Raw genomic sequence first — 14,657 nt, 5'->3', positions numbered from 1 at the left:
AAAGGGAAATCAGGCGGCTTTCTCGCCCTGCATATAATCAAGCATCAGGGCGAGCTCTTCACGCAGATCCTTCCGGTGAACGACGCGATCGACCATGCCGTGCTTGTGCAGGTACTCCGCGCGCTGGAAGCCTTCGGGCAATTGTTCGCGGATCGTGTCCTGGATGACGCGTTGCCCGGCAAATCCGATAAGCGCGCCCGGTTCGGCCAGGTGGATGTCGCCCAGCATCGCGTAGCTCGCCGTGACACCGCCCGTGGTTGGATCGGTCAGCACGACGATATAGGGCAGTCCCGCTTCCTTCAGGCGGCGCGTCATGACGGTTGCCTTGGGCATCTGCATCAGGCTGAGGATGCCCTCCTGCATCCGGGCGCCGCCTGCCGCCGTCACCACGACATAGCCGCATTTGCGATCGAGCGCTTCCTGCGCGCCGGCGCAGAACGCCGTACCCACGGCCATGCCCATGCTGCCGCCCATGAAACCGAAATCCTGCACGCCGACGACGGCCGGATTGTCGAGGATCGCGCCCGAACCCACTGTAAAGGCGTCCTTGTGCGGATTTTTTGCACGGGCCTGTTTCAGGCGGTCGGTGTATTTCTTGCTGTCCTTGAACTTCAGCGGGTCTTCGGTGACCTCGGGCTGGGGCAGGACGGAATACCCCTCGTCCAGCAGGAGGGCGAGGCGCTGGTCCGCGCTGATCCGGCCATGATGCCCGCAATTGGGGCAGACATGCAGGTTCTCCTCGTATTCCTTGACGAAGAGCATTTCTTGGCAGGACGGGCATTTGACCCACAAATTGTCGGGCGTTTCGCGCTTCGCCACGAAGGGAAGCGAATTTCTGACGCGGGTAATCCAGTTCATGCCGTTTCCTTTTTTCGAGGTGCCCTTGCCGCCGAATGCACCGCCTTGGCAAGGGAAGCGGTGAGCGCGTGGAGGTGATCGGGTGCCTTTTCGCCATGTTCGGCGACCAGTTCCACCAATGCGGAACCGACGACGACACCGTCCGCAACATTTGCGATTTCGGCGGCTTGCTCCGGTGTCCTGACGCCGAAGCCGACGGCGACGGGAATATCGGTCGAGCGCTTGATGCGCGACACGTTGGCCTCGATCGATTCGATGGCTGCCTGCTGCATCCCCGTGATGCCGGCCACGGCAACATAGTAGAGGAAACCCTCGCTTCCGTCGGTGACTGCCGGAAGGCGCGTGTCGTCCGTGGTCGGCGTGGCGAGACGGATGGGGGCAATCCCCGCATCGCGCAAGGCCGGGCCGAGCGCATCGTCTTCTTCCGGCGGAATGTCGACGCAGATCACGCCGTCGATGCCTGCATCCTTTGCGGCAGAGGCAAACCATTTAGCCCCGCGCCGCACCATCGGATTGGCATAGCCCATCAGCACCAGCGGCACGTCGGGATGCCGCTCGCGAAATGCGGCAGCGATGGCGAGGACGTCGGCCGTCGTCGTCCCTTTGCCCAGCGAGCGGATATTGGCGTTCTGGATCGCGGGGCCATCGGCCATGGGATCGGTGAAGGGCATCCCCAGCTCGATCACATCCGCACCGCCCGAGACCAGTGCATCGAGGTTGGCAGCCGTAGTGCCGTCGCCTGCGGTAATGAAGCAGACGAGGGCGGGGTTGGGTTTGGCGAAGGCTTTGGAGAGGCGGGTCATTTCCAGATCAGTATCTTCCTGCTAAACAAGATAACTGCGATCCCGATAGCGATAAGTAATGTTGCAATCAGCGCGATAAGAACTCTGTGCGCCGTCCAAATTCTGACGCAATGCCAGAAGCATCGTGGCGCCTCATCTTCTCCCCTTGGCGCGATCAAATCGAGAAAATTTATTGCGATTTCTTGCGTTTCGAGTGAATTGATCTGTGATGCCACAATCAACCCCAAAACAATGAAGGCGCAACCTAAGAAAGTAGGCCAACCTACCCTCAAATCTCCACTCCCAGCTTCTCGGCCACGGTAAAGATGTCCTTGTCGCCGCGCCCGCAGAGATTCATCAAGATGATCTCGTCATCGTTCATCTCCTTCGCCCTTTTGGCCACGGCCGCGACGGCGTGGCTGGGTTCGAGTGCGGGGATGATGCCCTCTGTCCGGCATAGCAGCTGGAAGCCGTCCAGCGCTTCCTCGTCCGTCACGGCGGTATATTCGACGCGGCCGGTGTCCTTCAGCCAGGCGTGTTCGGGGCCGATGCCGGGATAGTCGAGGCCGGCGCTGATCGAGTGGCCTTCGGTGATCTGGCCGTCCTCGTCCTGCAACAGATAGGTCTTGTTGCCGTGGAGCACGCCGGGAAAGCCGCCGAGCAGGCTAGCCGCGTGTTCGTCGCCGTCCAGTCCGTGGCCTGCCGCTTCCACGCCGAGCAATTTCACGTCCTTGTCGTCCAGGAAGGGGTGGAACAAGCCAAGCGCGTTGGACCCGCCGCCGATGCAGGCCACGGCCAGGTCGGGAAGGCGGCCGATGCGGTCCTGCATCTGCTGGCGTGCTTCCTTGCCGATCACGCTCTGGAAGTCGCGGACCATTTCCGGATAGGGGTGAGGCCCGGCTGCGGTGCCGATGATGTAGAAGGTGTCGTCCACATGGGCGACCCAGTGGCGCAGCGCCTCGTTCATCGCATCCTTCAGCGTGCCGCGTCCGCTGGTAACCGGCACGATCTCCGCACCCAGCAGCTTCATCCGGAACACGTTGGGCGACTGGCGGCGCACGTCTTCCGCGCCCATGAAGATGGTGCAGGGCAGGCCGAACCGGGCACACACGGTCGCGGTGGCGACACCGTGCTGGCCCGCGCCGGTTTCCGCGATGATCCTTTTCTTGCCCATTCGGATCGCGAGCAGGATCTGGCCGATGCAATTATTGATCTTGTGCGCGCCCGTGTGATTGAGCTCGTCACGCTTGAACCACACTTGCGCGCCCCCCAGCGCCTCGGTCAGCCGCTCCGCGAAATAGAGCGGGGAGGGGCGACCGACATAGTGCTCCAGAAGATCGTCGAACTCGGCCTTGAAAGCCGGGTCGGCCTGCGCCGCGCGGTATTCGCGCTCCAGGTCGAGGACGAGCGGCATAAGCGTTTCGGCGACATAGCGTCCACCATAATCGCCGAAATGCCCGCGCGAGTCCGGCATCTGGCGAAAGCTGTTCGCTTTCGATGGCGGCTGGTTGCGGTAGGAATTGGTCTGAGTGGTCATATCCGCGCCGCTTTACAGAAGGCCGCAATCTTGTCGACGTCCTTAAGTCCCGGTCCGCTTTCGACGCCGCTGGACGTATCCACCAGCGAAGCGCCGGTCCGGGCAATAGCCTCGCCGACATTTGCAGCCGTCAATCCGCCGGCGAGGCCCCATTTTACAGGACCGCGATAGGCTTCCAGCAGGGACCAGTCGAAACGCAGGCCCATGCCGCCGGGAAGCGCGGCGTCTTTCGGCGTCTTTGCATCGAACAGCAGGAAATCGGCGGCGAATGAGAATTTCTCCGCTTTCGCAACATCATCCGCCTTCGCCACCGGGAGGACTTTCCAGACAGGCTTGCCGAAACGCTCGCGCACCTCGGCCACGCGCTGCGCGCTTTCCTGGCCATGTAGCTGGATGGCGTCGAGCGAAGCCGCGTTCACCGCATCGGCTATCAGGCCGTCGTCCGCATCGACGAAAACGCCGACCCGCCCGATCGCGGACCCCGCACGCATGGCGAGCGCGGATGCCGCCCACGTATCGACGTGGCGCGGGGAGGGGGGATAGAAGTTCAGACCGACGAAATCGGCCTTGCCGGCAATTGCCGCGTCCAGCGCCTCGGGCGTCGAAACGCCGCAAATCTTGATAGCGACCATTGGTGGGACCTACAGTTTCTCGGCCAGTTCGATCGTGTGGGCGATAGCCTCGGGGCCTTCGGGCTGCGAATGACTCATCGCGATGATCGGGACTTCGGGGAACGCAGATGCGAAATTACGCGCTGACCGGGCATAGGCGTCGATGTCCGCATCGGCCAGATTGCCCAGCGTTTCGGCATCCGATCCCTTGATCATGCAACCGCCGAACGCCAGCCCCGCTGCCGGAATGCCGACAGTGATGTTGTCGCGGGTATGCGCTCCGCCGGGATAGAAGATGACGAGCGGGCTGAAATTTTCTGCCTGCGCGCCGTTCAGGAACCCGTTTTCGGCAAAGTCGAGCGTGTGGCGCGCCGGTTCGAACCCGTTCGCCGGTGCGTCCGCATTGGTCATGGGATGGGCAAAGGTCGCGATGTCGGCCTGATGGAGGGCCGCGATCCCGCCCATCTTGTCCTTGTGCGCGTGGGTGACGATGGCGGCACGGACAGGCTTGCCCAGGACACCGTCGGCCCAAGCAAGCACCTGCGCGGTCTGCGCATCGGTCCACGCGGTATCGACCAGCAACGTTTCATCGCCATCCACGACCAGCAATCCGTTCGACGGGACAGGGCCGATGCCGGGCAGGTCGAGATAGGTCGTATGCTGCCAGATGCCGGGCGCGATTTCGCGAAAGGCGACATCGCCGAACCGGCTGACATCCGCGCCACGGCTTTCCTGCACGGTGACAGGCGCGTGGATTTCGCCCGGGATGCAGGCGGCCAGAAGGATCGCCGGGATGGCCGCGAGAAGAGGTCTCACAACGTCGCCTCGATCTCTCGGGCGGCACGGGCGGGATCGTCCGCCCGGCTGATCGGGCGACCGATCACCAGAACGCTGGCCCCGTCGTCGCGGGCGTTGCGCGGGGTCACGACCCGTTTCTGGTCCCCGGCTGCAGCGCCAGCCGGACGCAGGCCGGGCACGACGAAGAAGCCCTTCTTCCACTGCGCGTGCACGCTGGCGACTTCCTGGCCGGAGCAGACGATACCGTCAAGGCCTGCGCTTTGCGCCAATTCGGCAAGCCGCATCACGTGATCGTGCGGTGTGCCCGACACGCCCGTGCGGTCCAGATCGCGCTGGTCCATGCTGGTAAGCATCGTGACGCCCACGACCTTCGTCCCTTCGGCAGCGGCGGCCTTCGCATCTTCCAGCATTGCGCGGCCGCCGGAGGTATGGACGGTGACGATTGCCGGTTCCAGCACGTGGATCGCCTGCATCGCCCCGGCGACGGTGTTGGGAATGTCGTGCAGCTTCAGGTCGAGGAATATCGGCAGCCCGCTATGGGCAATTTCGTGAACGCCGTGCGCGCCGTGGGCGTAGAAGAATTCCATGCCCAGCTTCACGCCGCCGATATGGGCTTTCACCTTTTCGACCAGTGCCTTTGCCTGCTCGAGGCGGGGCAGGTCGAGCGCGAGGTAGACGGGATTGCTCATGCCTGCCTCACGCCGGATCGCTGGTGAGGGGGCCGGCCCCCGGCTCGGCGGGTCTTGCAGGCGCAGCCGATGACGGCGCCGGCGCAGGCGACGCATTCGACGCATTCGACGCAGTCGCAAGCCGTCGCTGGCTCTCGGCCGCTGCCTCCAGCGAGGAAATGCGCCGGTTGAGACGCCATTTTGCTCCGCGGTGGATCATCCACATCGGAACCAGCCCGAGCAGGAACGACACGATGACCAGCGCAGGCACCTTCGTTTCCAGAACGAGGTTCTCCCAGATGGTCACCTCCACTTCGCGCCAGTTGAAGAACGAGAAGGCGAGCAGGGCTGCAAGGATGACGACCCACAAAATCGTGCGGAAGAGTTGCATGACGTATAGCTCTCCAATCCCCGTGATGCTTTGTCCGGCGACGCTAGGCGCGCCGCCGTGATGCGTAAAGAGCGTGCGGCTGCACGTTTGCGTTCAGACCCGGATGCCGATCAGCCGAAGACGCGTTTGAAGATCGTATCGACATGCTTGAAGTGGTAGGCGAGGTCGAACTTCTCCTCCAGCTGCTCGTCCGACAGCGCGGCGGTGACTTCCTCGTCCTGCTTCAGCAATTCCAGCAGCGATTTCCGCCCGTCGCTTTCCCAGACCTTCATCGCGTTGCGCTGGACCAGGCGGTAGGCATCGTCGCGGGTAATCCCGGCCTGGGTCAGGGCCAGCAGGACGCGCTGCGAATGGATAAGGCCGCCCATACGGTCCATGTTCGCCTGCATGCGATCGGGGTAGACCAGCAGTTTGTCGACCACGCCTGTCAGCCGCGCGAGGGCGAAATCCAGCGTGATGGTAGCGTCGGGGCCGATGAACCGCTCGACGGAAGAGTGGGAGATGTCCCGCTCGTGCCACAGCGCGACGTTTTCGAGTGCCGGCATGGCATAACCGCGGATCATGCGCGCCTGTCCGGTAAGGTTTTCGGTCAGGATCGGGTTGCGCTTGTGCGGCATCGCGCTCGAACCTTTCTGCCCCGGCGCGAAATACTCCTCCGCTTCCAGCACTTCCGTCCGCTGGAGATGTCGGATTTCGACAGCCAGTCGCTCGATCGACCCTGCAATGACGGCCAGCGTGGAGAAGAACATGGCATGGCGATCACGCGGGATGACCTGGGTGCTGACCGGTTCGGGGGCGAGGCCGAGCCGTTCCGCCACATGCTCCTCGACCTGCGGATCGATATTGGCGAACGTCCCGACTGCTCCGGAAACGGCACAGGTCGCGATCTCGCGCCGGGCTGCAACCAGCCGTTCGCGGTTTCGCGTGAACTCGGCATAGGCCTGGGCGAGCTTCAGTCCGAAGGTCACAGGCTCCGCATGGATCCCGTGGCTGCGGCCGATGGTCGGCGTGAACTTGTGCTCTTCGGCCCGGCGCCTGATCGCCGCCAGAAGCTGGTCGATATCTTCCAGCAGGATATCGGCAGACCGCGCAAGCTGCACGGCCAGCGTGGTGTCGAGCACGTCCGAACTGGTCATGCCCTGGTGCATGAAGCGCGCTTCCGGGCCGACCTGCTCCGCCACCCAGTCGAGAAACGCGATCACGTCGTGCTTCAGAACCGCTTCCTTCGCATCAATGGCAGCGACGTCGATTTCCGGATTGGTTTCCCACCAGTCCCACAGCGCCTTGGCTGCTGTCTCGGGTACGACGCCGAGATCGGCGAGCTTCTGCGTCGCGTGCGCCTCGATCTCGAACCAGATGCGGTATTTCGCCTCCGGCTCCCAGAGGGCGGTCATGGCGGGGCGGGCGTAACGGGGGACCATGGCGGGAACGACTCCGGTAAGGCTTCACGGGATGCGGCGCGGCTAGGCTGCGCAGCCGCTCATATCAAGCCCTTCGCCCGCAGGCTGACATGGCCTTCGCTGCCGACAATGACGTGGTCGTGGACGGTTATGCCCAGCAGCCTGCCTGCCTCGGCAATGCGCTGCGTGATCTGGATGTCGGCACGGCTGGGTTCCGGATTGCCGCTCGGATGGTTGTGGACGAGGATCAGCGCGGTTGCACCGATATCCAGCCCGCGCCTGATGACTTCCCTCGGATGAACCGCAGCTTCGTCGATCGAACCGTCGCCCATGTGATGGTCGCGGATGAGGCGGTTCCGGGTGTCGAGATAAAGCACGCGCACCCGTTCGACCGTCAGGTTGGCCATGTCGATCGCGAGGTAGTCAAGCAGCGCCTGCCAGCTGCCCAGAACGGGCTTCTCCTGCACGCGGTTGCGCGCCATGCGGCGGGCGGCAAGCGCCGTCGCCTTGAGCACGGCAGCGCTTGTTTCCCCCATTCCCTTCACTTCTGCCAGTGCGCCATGGTCTGCATCGAGCACATTGCCGAGCGAGCCGAAGCGCTCCAGCAACCGCTTTGCCAATTGCTTCGTGTTGCCTTGCCGGAACGCACCGAAAAGAAGGTATTCCAGAACCTCGTAATCGGCCAGTGCTTCGGCCCCGCCGGTCAGCAGGCGATCGCGCAGCCGCTGGCGGTGGCCCTTGCCCGGATGGGTGGGACGGGCTGCATCCCGGCCCGTGTCCTTGGCATCGTCCTGCATTCGGGCGTTCGAAATGTCGGTTTGCGGCAAGAGTTTCCCTGCAAGGTCTTGAGGACGCGATCTGCCGGAAGCATTGCCTTTGCAAGGACCTGCGCGCAAGTGGAGCGCGATGGTCGAGGCCAATCTCCCAGCGGACGAATCCGCGCCCGGTGCAGGGCCCAGGCACAATCGCCGCAAGTGGCTGGTGCGCGCCTTGCTGGCCTTGTTCCTCGGGCTGGCTGCGGCACTGTTTGCCCTGTGGATCAACCGCGACGATGTGGCGGCCGGCTTCATCGATGACCGGCTGGCCGAATACGACATTCCTGTCACCTACAATGTGGAAAGAATTTCGGGCCGCCGGCAGATTCTGACCGACATCGTCATCGGGTCACCGGCAAGGCCGGACCTGACCATAGACCGGCTGGAGGTCGATCTCGTCTATCGTATCTTCGGCCTGGAGGTCGGCCAGCTGCGCCTCGTGCGCCCGCGCCTGTGGGGCGAGGCAGGGCCACACGGGGTGAGTTTCGGATCGCTCGATGCGGTGTTGTTCGGCGATCGGGACGAAGAAGGCGGACTGCCCGATCTCGATATCGCCATCATCGACGGACGTGCCCGCATCGACACACCCTGGGGGCTGGTCGGGGTGAAGGCAGAGGGCGAAGGCCGCCTGTCGGAAACGTTTACCGGAATGCTCGCCGCGAATGCACCGCGCCTGGTGTCGGGCGATTGTTCAGTCGACGCCGCCACGATTTACGGACGCCTGACACTGATCGATGGCGATCCCCGCATCAGCGGCCCGCTGCGGCTCGATAGCGCGCGGTGCAATGGAGGCGAGACGCGGCTGGCCGAAGTGAACATGCCGGTCGTGATCACTGCGCGCGAAGAATTTTCGGGTCTCGCTGCGACGTTCGAAGGGCGCATCGGGGAATTGTCCGCCGGCAATTTCGCGGCTGGACTTACCGATCTGTCGGGCCGCGCAGAACTCGCCGAGAATCGTCTCGTCGGAAGATATGAAATCCAGTCGCGTGACATTCTCGCTGCCGTTGCGAATGCAAGGCGTTTGGTGGCCGATGGCAGCTTCCGTTCGGGACAGGAACTCTCCGGCTGGGATGTGGCGATCGACGGGACGGCGGAGGGGCTCACCCTCGGCAATGAATTCGAGGGGCGATTCGACGAGGTCGAGGCCGGGGTGTCGGGCACATTGCTGGTGCCTATCGTTGCGCGGCTCTCAAACGCATTGCGGGACCAGCTTCCCGGTTCGCAATTGCGCGCAACGGCACGCTACCGCGCGGAAGAAGGGCCGGCCCTGCTCACGGTGCCCCGCGCAGTGCTGACGGGCAAGTCCGGCAGTGTACTGGCGTCCATATCGCGGGGCAGTGCCTCCTTCGCTTCCGCCATTCCCCGAGTTTCCGGCAATTTCGCAACCGGTGGCCCGAACTTGCCACGGATCGAAGGGCGCATGGAGCAGGCCGGGAACGGACAATTGGCACTGACCATCGCGATGGCGGAATACGGGGCAGGCGCAAACCGCCTCGCCATACCGGCGATGACCCTGCGCCAGTCTGCCGACGGGTCGCTTGCATTCGATGGCCGCGTGCTCGCCAGCGGGGTCTTGCCCGGCGGGCAAATTTCTTCCCTCGTGCTGCCGGTGACCGGACAGTGGAATGCCGGGCGCGGGCTGTCCTTATGGGACCGATGTTTCCAGGCGCGGTTCGACCGCCTCGTCTACGCCAATCTGGAACTCGGCCGACAGGCGCTCGACCTGTGTCCGGTGCCCGGCAAACCTGTGCTGCAGGCCGGGGCGGGGAAGCTTCGCATCGCGGCAGGGACCAGCGCTCTCGATCTCGCCGGCACGTTCGGGGGGGCGCAGCTTCGCATCGCGAGCGGTCCGGTGGGATTTGCCTGGCCGGGTACGCTGACCGCGAAAGCGCTGAACGTGCAACTCGGCCCGCGCGAATCGGGGGTGAGTTTCGCGGTGAGCGACTTCACCGGCCAGTTGGGTTCGCGCCTTTCCGGACGGTTCGAGGGCGCGGACATATTGCTGGCCTCGGTACCGCTCGACATCCTGTCGGCCAGCGGCAACTGGAAATATCAAGGTAACGTGCTGTCGGTGGGCGATGGCGCTTTCATGCTCGAGGATCGCGAGGAAAAGGAGCGATTCGAGCCACTGGTTGCGCAAGGGGCGTCACTCACCTTGGCCGACGGCGTCATCCTGGCCGATGCGATCCTGCGCACCCCTGTGAACGAAGCGGAGATCGTGGCGACCCGGATACGGCACGATCTGGCAGGCGGGACCGGATTTGCCGATCTCGACGTTTCGGGCATCACATTCGGCAGCGGTCTGCAGCCGACCGACCTGACCGATCTCGCCCTGGGTGTCGTCGCGAATGTCGATGGAAGGGCGACGGGGAACGGCCGGATCGACTGGAACGCCGACGCTGTGACCAGCACCGGCTCCTTCTCGTCGAACGATCTGGACCTCGCCGCCGCCTTCGGGCCGGTGGAAGGCGTCAGTGGAACGATCGTCTTCGACGACCTGCTGGGCCTGACGACCGCGCCGGAACAGCGCCTGAGCGTTCGCTCGCTCAATCCGGGTATCGAGGTTTTCGACGGGACGGTGCAGTTTGCATTGACCGGTGGCGAATATCTCGATGTGCAGGGGGGAAGCTGGCCCTTCCTCGGCGGTACGCTCGAGATGCAGCCGGTGGCGATCCGCATTGGCGCAAGCGAAGTCCGCGAGTATATTTTCACGATCAACGGGCTGGAGGCGTCGCAATTGCTCGAACGGCTCGAGCTTGCGAATTTTTCTGCCGACGGCACGTTCGATGGCCGGATGCAGCTTGTCTTCGACGAGATTGGCAACGGGCGGATCGAGAACGGACAGCTGGCTGCACGCGCGCCCGGCGGCAATTTCTCCTATGTCGGCGAACTGACCTACGAAGACCTTTCGCCGATCGCGAACTTTGCCTTCGATGCGCTTCGCTCGCTCAAATACGAACAGATGGTCGTCGGTATCGACGGGCCACTGACCGGCGAAATCCTGACAAGGGTCCGGTTCGACGGAGTGACGCAGGGGGAGGGTGCGAAACGGAACTTCGTGACCCGGCGCCTGGCCAGCCTGCCGATCCGTTTCAACGTGAATATCAGGGCGCCGTTCTACCAGCTGCTCACGAATATCAGGTCGATCTACGATCCGGCCTATGTTCGCGACCCGCGCGAAATCGGCCTCGTCGACGATGCCGGTGGGCGCCTGCGCCCGTCCGTTTCGGGCGACGACGCGCCGGCAAGACCGCCGGACGATCTTCTGATGCCAGACGAGGCCATTCGGCCTGACGACACCGTTCAGACCCCGGACAGCGAGATTATGCGATGAAAGTAGATAAATTGACGTGCTGCGGCCGGTTTGCGAAAGCTCCCTGCAATGTAAGGGAAATGCAGGTGAGCCAGGGTGGCGCGAAGGTGCGTCGCGGTGAATATGGACGGCCGGCGGCGTTGGTGATGGCAGCTTCGCTGGCTCTTGGCGGATGCATACAGGTCAATGCGCCTGCGGAACCGATCGTGATCGAACTGAATATCAATATCCGTCAGGAAGTGATTTACAGGCTGGCGGACGATGTTCGCGAAAATATCGATGAAAATCCCGATATCTTCTGATTGCGGGTGGAAGGATATGAAGATGCTGAAACAGGCAAATACGATGTTCGGAACGGCGCTCGCCGGATTGGCGGCAGCGGCCCTGGTCATGCCTTCCGCCGCATCGGCGCAGCGGGACCCGGCCTATGCCGCGGCGCGCGCCAATGGGGCGGTCGGTGAAAAGATGGACGGCTATCTCGGCGTCGTCGGGAACCAGAGCGCGGAAATCCGCAAGCTGGTTGCCGACCTCAATATCAAACGCCGCGCGAATTATACCCAGAGGGCGCAGGCGCAGGCTGCCACGATCGAGGAATACGCCTTCACGCAGGGCTGCGTGCTGATCAACCGCACACAGCCGGGCGAAAAATACGAGGCACCCGGCGGAACGTGGGAAACCCGTACCGGCGCGGCACCCCGGCGCGACCCCCGCTGTCCCTGAATCGCTGTCCCTGAAACCCAGTGCGGAACACCAGTCGTGCACAGTGACCGCTCGCTTCATTCGATGACTCAATCCCGGGCTTGCATCGGTTGACTTGCCAACGCCCCCCACCTAAGGGGAGCGCGCCCTCGGCGGGCAGGTCTTGCCCGTGCCGCGCATTCCCCGACAGGAGCAAGGCATGAGCGATGACAAGTCCGCACGGGAACCCATTGCCGAGGATGCGCGAATCGACGCGCTCGAACGGCGGCTGAAGGCCGCATCCGAGCGTGAAAGTGAACGCAACCGTCCCAAGGCAAGCGGGGCCGATGCGAATTATCGCAGCGGCAACCGCGTGCTGGCGGACCTGCTTGGCGGGATTCTCGGCGGTCTGGTAATCGGGTTCGCGTTTGACTCGCTGTTCGATACCTCGCCCTGGGGTCTGTTGGTCGGTCTGTTCCTCGGGATAGTCGTGGCCTTCAGGAACATCATCAGGACGGCGAACACTTCGTTGGACAGTCCGCCGGACGGCGACTGACCGACGCGCCGGACGGAAACCGAACGCGCCATCTGGCGCAAACGCACAGGGAATTATCGTGGCCGCCGAAGAGGGCAAAGTCGACCCGATGCACCAGTTCCACATCGAACCGATTCTCGGTTCGGAGAACTGGGAAATTGCCGGTTTCAACATCGCTTTTACCAACAGCTCGATGTGGATGATGATCACCACGATCGTGCTGGTCGTGTTCGTGTGGGGCGGCATGAAGCGCGAGATCGTGCCCGGCCGCTGGCAGGTCATGGTCGAGAGCTTCACCGGCTTCATCGACGACATGGTCCAGGCCAATATCGGCAAGGAAGGCAAGAAATACGTCCCTTACGTATTCTCGCTTTTCATGTTCATCCTGTTCGCGAACCTGCTCGGCCTGCTGCCGCTGGGCGTGGTCGGCATTCATCCGTTCACCTTCACCAGTCATTTTACCGTCACTGGTGTCTTGGCCGTCATCAGCTTCGCCATCGTCCTGACCGTCGGTTTCTGGAAGCACGGCCTGCACTTCTTCAGCCTGTTCGTGCCGCACGGCACGCCGCTGCCGATGATCCCGATCCTGTTCCCGATCGAGCTGATCTCCTTCCTCGTTCGCCCCTTCAGCCTGGCGCTGCGTCTGTTCGTTGCCATGATGGCCGGACACGTCCTTCTCAAGGTTCTGTCGGGCTTCGTCATCGACGGTGTGAACGCGGGTGCGGGTATCGGCCTTCTGGTCGGTGCGCCCAGCTTCATCCTGATGATCGGTATCAGCGCGCTGGAAATCCTCGTCGCCGGTATCCAGGCCTATGTTTTTGCTCTTCTGACGTCGCTGTATATCAACGACGCAGAGAACCTTCACTAATCGTCAATTCAATACGTTTTTCCAAAGGAGTTTGAAATGGAAGCTGAAGCTGCAAAGCTGCTCGGAGCCGGTCTCGCCGCTGTAGGTGCCGGTCTCGCCGCACTGGGTGTGGGTAACGTGTTCGCAAAGTACCTCGAAGGCGCGCTGCGCAATCCGGGTGCCGCCGACGGCCAGCAGGGCCGCCTGTTCATCGGCTTCGCCGCAGCAGAACTTCTCGGCCTGCTGTCGTTCGTCGTGGCCATGATCCTGATCTTCGTCGCCTGATCGACGAGATTGAATTTGGTGAGGTGGGCCGGGCTTTTGTCCGGCCCGCGTCGCCAGCCTGTTCCCGACTGCCGTAACGCAGGACGCATGCAATGCCCCAGATAGCCCAGGTCGCCGAAACATATTCCAGCCAGATTTTCTGGCTGCTGGTTTTCTTCGGCCTCGTATTCTTCGTCGTCGGGCGGGGCATGGTCCCGCGCGTGATGGCCACCGTGGGTGATCGCGACAAGCAGATCGCCGACGACCTTGCCGCTGCGCAGGCAGCAAGGGACCGTGCGGACGAGGAAGAGGAAGCCTGGCGCATTCGCGAGAACGAAAATCGCGACAAGGCGCAGGCACTGGTTGCTGCGGCGAAGGCCGATGCTGCCGCGAAGTCGGAAAAGAAAATTGCTGCGGCGCAGAAGCGTCTCGATACCAAGCTGGCCGAAGCCGAGACGCGCATTGCCGCGTCGCGGGAAAGCGCGCTGGCGGAAATCGAGGGCGTCGCTGCCGAGGCTGCACAGGATATCACGATGCGTCTTGCCGGCGTGAAGGTGACCAAGCCTACCGCGACCAAGGCTGTGAAGGAGGCCATGGCCCATGTCTAACGCGCCCGAAGTCTTCACCACGGTCGACGTCCCCGAATCCCTAGGGCCCAGCCTTTGGGGGATCCTCGAACCCTATCAGATCGTCTCGATCTCGATGCTGGTCCTGATCGCAGTCATGATCTGGAAGAAAGTTCCGGGCCTGATCACCGGCGGCCTCGACGCGCGTATCGCCGCGATCAAGGAACAGCTCGAAGAGGCGAAAAGCCTGCGTGCCGAGGCCGAGGCCCTGCGCGACGAATACTCGCGCAAGATCGCCGGTGCCGAAAAGGACGCCGAGGCGATGATGGAAAACGCCCAGCGCGAGGCCGATGCCCTTCTCGAAAAGGCCGAAGCCGACAGCAAGACGCTGGTCGAGCGCCGCAAGCGCATGGCCGAGGACACCATTGCCGCGGCCGAGCGTGAGGCTGTGCAGGATGTCCGCAACCGTGCTGCTGCGGCCGCTGCTGCCGCCAGCCGGAATCTGATCGCTGCGAAGCATGATGCCGAAGCCGATCGCAAACTGGCCGACGAGGTGATCGCCGGGCTCTAAGGCTCGACAACCCGAATTCCGAA

General features: G+C 63.2%; 17 protein-coding genes. 8 read left to right on the top strand and 9 right to left on the bottom strand.

Annotated elements, in window-relative coordinates:
- Positions 1–9: 9 nt before the first annotated feature.
- From accD to radC, 9 genes are all read right to left on the bottom strand, one after another.
- Entirely contained in the window at positions 10–858 is an 849-nt protein-coding gene (accD, locus tag ACGHJ7_RS10845; RefSeq protein WP_390477334.1) for an acetyl-CoA carboxylase, carboxyltransferase subunit beta, read from the bottom strand.
- Positions 855–1,661 carry a tryptophan synthase subunit alpha gene (gene trpA, locus ACGHJ7_RS10840; RefSeq protein ID WP_390477332.1) on the bottom strand — a complete coding sequence of 269 codons (807 nt, stop codon included), beginning with the start codon at positions 1,659–1,661 and terminating at the stop codon, positions 855–857. Before trpA ends, accD begins: the two co-directional genes overlap by 4 nt.
- Positions 1,662–1,929: 268 nt before the next feature.
- On the bottom strand, positions 1,930–3,177 hold the full coding sequence (trpB, locus tag ACGHJ7_RS10835) for a tryptophan synthase subunit beta (RefSeq protein WP_390477330.1): 1,248 nt from the start codon (positions 3,175–3,177) through the stop codon (positions 1,930–1,932).
- Positions 3,174–3,809 (bottom strand): phosphoribosylanthranilate isomerase, encoded by a 636-nt coding sequence (locus ACGHJ7_RS10830; protein ID WP_390477327.1) that lies wholly within the window; start codon positions 3,807–3,809, stop codon positions 3,174–3,176. The genes trpB and ACGHJ7_RS10830 overlap by 4 nt, the downstream gene beginning before the upstream one ends.
- Positions 3,810–3,818: 9 nt before the next feature.
- Positions 3,819–4,604: a subclass B1 metallo-beta-lactamase gene (gene bla, locus ACGHJ7_RS10825; protein WP_390477325.1), complete on the bottom strand. Its 786-nt coding sequence runs from the start codon at positions 4,602–4,604 to the stop codon at positions 3,819–3,821.
- The gene (gene pyrF / locus ACGHJ7_RS10820) at positions 4,601–5,275 is read right to left on the bottom strand and encodes an orotidine-5'-phosphate decarboxylase (protein WP_390477322.1); all 675 of its coding nucleotides are present in this window, start codon (positions 5,273–5,275) and stop codon (positions 4,601–4,603) included. The genes bla and pyrF overlap by 4 nt, the downstream gene beginning before the upstream one ends.
- A 7-nt stretch (positions 5,276–5,282) precedes the next feature.
- Complete coding sequence (locus ACGHJ7_RS10815; RefSeq protein WP_390477320.1) at positions 5,283–5,645, bottom strand: DUF1049 domain-containing protein; 363 nt, start codon at positions 5,643–5,645, stop codon at positions 5,283–5,285.
- Positions 5,646–5,755: 110 nt separating this feature from the next.
- A complete protein-coding gene (gene purB, locus ACGHJ7_RS10810) occupies positions 5,756–7,066 on the bottom strand; it encodes an adenylosuccinate lyase (RefSeq protein ID WP_390477318.1) in 1,311 nt (436 codons plus the stop codon).
- A gap of 59 nt (positions 7,067–7,125) precedes the next feature.
- The gene (gene radC / locus ACGHJ7_RS10805; protein WP_390477461.1) at positions 7,126–7,842 is read right to left on the bottom strand and encodes a DNA repair protein RadC; all 717 of its coding nucleotides are present in this window, start codon (positions 7,840–7,842) and stop codon (positions 7,126–7,128) included.
- A 73-nt stretch (positions 7,843–7,915) separates the two neighbouring features.
- Between radC and ACGHJ7_RS10800 the strand changes: the two genes are divergently transcribed.
- The 8 genes from ACGHJ7_RS10800 to ACGHJ7_RS10765 all read left to right on the top strand — a co-directional run bounded on the left by ACGHJ7_RS10800 (position 7,916) and on the right by ACGHJ7_RS10765 (position 14,634).
- Positions 7,916–11,194 carry a YdbH domain-containing protein gene (locus ACGHJ7_RS10800; protein ID WP_390477315.1) on the top strand — a complete coding sequence of 1,093 codons (3,279 nt, stop codon included), beginning with the start codon at positions 7,916–7,918 and terminating at the stop codon, positions 11,192–11,194.
- A gap of 125 nt (positions 11,195–11,319) precedes the next feature.
- The gene (locus ACGHJ7_RS10795) at positions 11,320–11,475 is read left to right on the top strand and encodes a YnbE family lipoprotein (protein ID WP_390477459.1); all 156 of its coding nucleotides are present in this window, start codon (positions 11,320–11,322) and stop codon (positions 11,473–11,475) included.
- Between the two features lie 22 nt (positions 11,476–11,497).
- Positions 11,498–11,893, top strand: coding sequence for a YdbL family protein (locus tag ACGHJ7_RS10790; RefSeq protein ID WP_390477312.1), 396 nt, complete (start codon positions 11,498–11,500; stop codon positions 11,891–11,893).
- 178 nt (positions 11,894–12,071) lie between these two features.
- Positions 12,072–12,407 carry an AtpZ/AtpI family protein gene (locus ACGHJ7_RS10785; RefSeq protein ID WP_390477309.1) on the top strand — a complete coding sequence of 112 codons (336 nt, stop codon included), beginning with the start codon at positions 12,072–12,074 and terminating at the stop codon, positions 12,405–12,407.
- An 88-nt stretch (positions 12,408–12,495) separates the two neighbouring features.
- Entirely contained in the window at positions 12,496–13,254 is a 759-nt protein-coding gene (locus ACGHJ7_RS10780) for a F0F1 ATP synthase subunit A (RefSeq protein ID WP_390477456.1), read from the top strand.
- A gap of 36 nt (positions 13,255–13,290) precedes the next feature.
- Positions 13,291–13,518, top strand: coding sequence for a F0F1 ATP synthase subunit C (locus ACGHJ7_RS10775; protein ID WP_390477306.1), 228 nt, complete (start codon positions 13,291–13,293; stop codon positions 13,516–13,518).
- Positions 13,519–13,610: 92 nt separating this feature from the next.
- Complete coding sequence (locus tag ACGHJ7_RS10770; protein ID WP_390477303.1) at positions 13,611–14,105, top strand: ATPase; 495 nt, start codon at positions 13,611–13,613, stop codon at positions 14,103–14,105.
- Positions 14,098–14,634: a hypothetical protein gene (locus ACGHJ7_RS10765; protein WP_390477301.1), complete on the top strand. Its 537-nt coding sequence runs from the start codon at positions 14,098–14,100 to the stop codon at positions 14,632–14,634. Before ACGHJ7_RS10770 ends, ACGHJ7_RS10765 begins: the two co-directional genes overlap by 8 nt.
- Positions 14,635–14,657: the final 23 nt, after the last annotated feature.

It is taken from the genome of Altererythrobacter sp. MTPC7, assembly GCF_042851395.1.
Classification (GTDB): domain Bacteria; phylum Pseudomonadota; class Alphaproteobacteria; order Sphingomonadales; family Sphingomonadaceae; genus CAJXSN01.
This window is presented reverse-complemented; position numbering and strand designations above follow the sequence as displayed.

Bases quoted from the DNA above. Each gene is read 5' to 3' on its own strand.
- ACGHJ7_RS10815 (WP_390477320.1), bottom strand. From the start codon at position 5,645: ATGCAACTCTTCCGCACGATTTTGTGGGTCGTCATCCTTGCAGCCCTG.
- ACGHJ7_RS10765 (WP_390477301.1), top strand. From the start codon at position 14,098: ATGTCTAACGCGCCCGAAGTCTTCACCACGGTCGACGTCCCCGAATCC.
- accD (WP_390477334.1), bottom strand. From the start codon at position 858: ATGAACTGGATTACCCGCGTCAGAAATTCGCTTCCCTTCGTGGCGAAG.
- purB (WP_390477318.1), bottom strand. From the start codon at position 7,066: ATGGTCCCCCGTTACGCCCGCCCCGCCATGACCGCCCTCTGGGAGCCG.
- trpB (WP_390477330.1), bottom strand. From the start codon at position 3,177: ATGACCACTCAGACCAATTCCTACCGCAACCAGCCGCCATCGAAAGCG.
- ACGHJ7_RS10830 (WP_390477327.1), bottom strand. From the start codon at position 3,809: ATGGTCGCTATCAAGATTTGCGGCGTTTCGACGCCCGAGGCGCTGGAC.
- ACGHJ7_RS10780 (WP_390477456.1), top strand. From the start codon at position 12,496: ATGCACCAGTTCCACATCGAACCGATTCTCGGTTCGGAGAACTGGGAA.
- trpA (WP_390477332.1), bottom strand. From the start codon at position 1,661: ATGACCCGCCTCTCCAAAGCCTTCGCCAAACCCAACCCCGCCCTCGTC.
- ACGHJ7_RS10785 (WP_390477309.1), top strand. From the start codon at position 12,072: ATGAGCGATGACAAGTCCGCACGGGAACCCATTGCCGAGGATGCGCGA.
- ACGHJ7_RS10795 (WP_390477459.1), top strand. From the start codon at position 11,320: ATGGCAGCTTCGCTGGCTCTTGGCGGATGCATACAGGTCAATGCGCCT.
- radC (WP_390477461.1), bottom strand. From the start codon at position 7,842: ATGCAGGACGATGCCAAGGACACGGGCCGGGATGCAGCCCGTCCCACC.
- ACGHJ7_RS10770 (WP_390477303.1), top strand. From the start codon at position 13,611: ATGCCCCAGATAGCCCAGGTCGCCGAAACATATTCCAGCCAGATTTTC.
- ACGHJ7_RS10775 (WP_390477306.1), top strand. From the start codon at position 13,291: ATGGAAGCTGAAGCTGCAAAGCTGCTCGGAGCCGGTCTCGCCGCTGTA.
- ACGHJ7_RS10790 (WP_390477312.1), top strand. From the start codon at position 11,498: ATGCTGAAACAGGCAAATACGATGTTCGGAACGGCGCTCGCCGGATTG.
- pyrF (WP_390477322.1), bottom strand. From the start codon at position 5,275: ATGAGCAATCCCGTCTACCTCGCGCTCGACCTGCCCCGCCTCGAGCAG.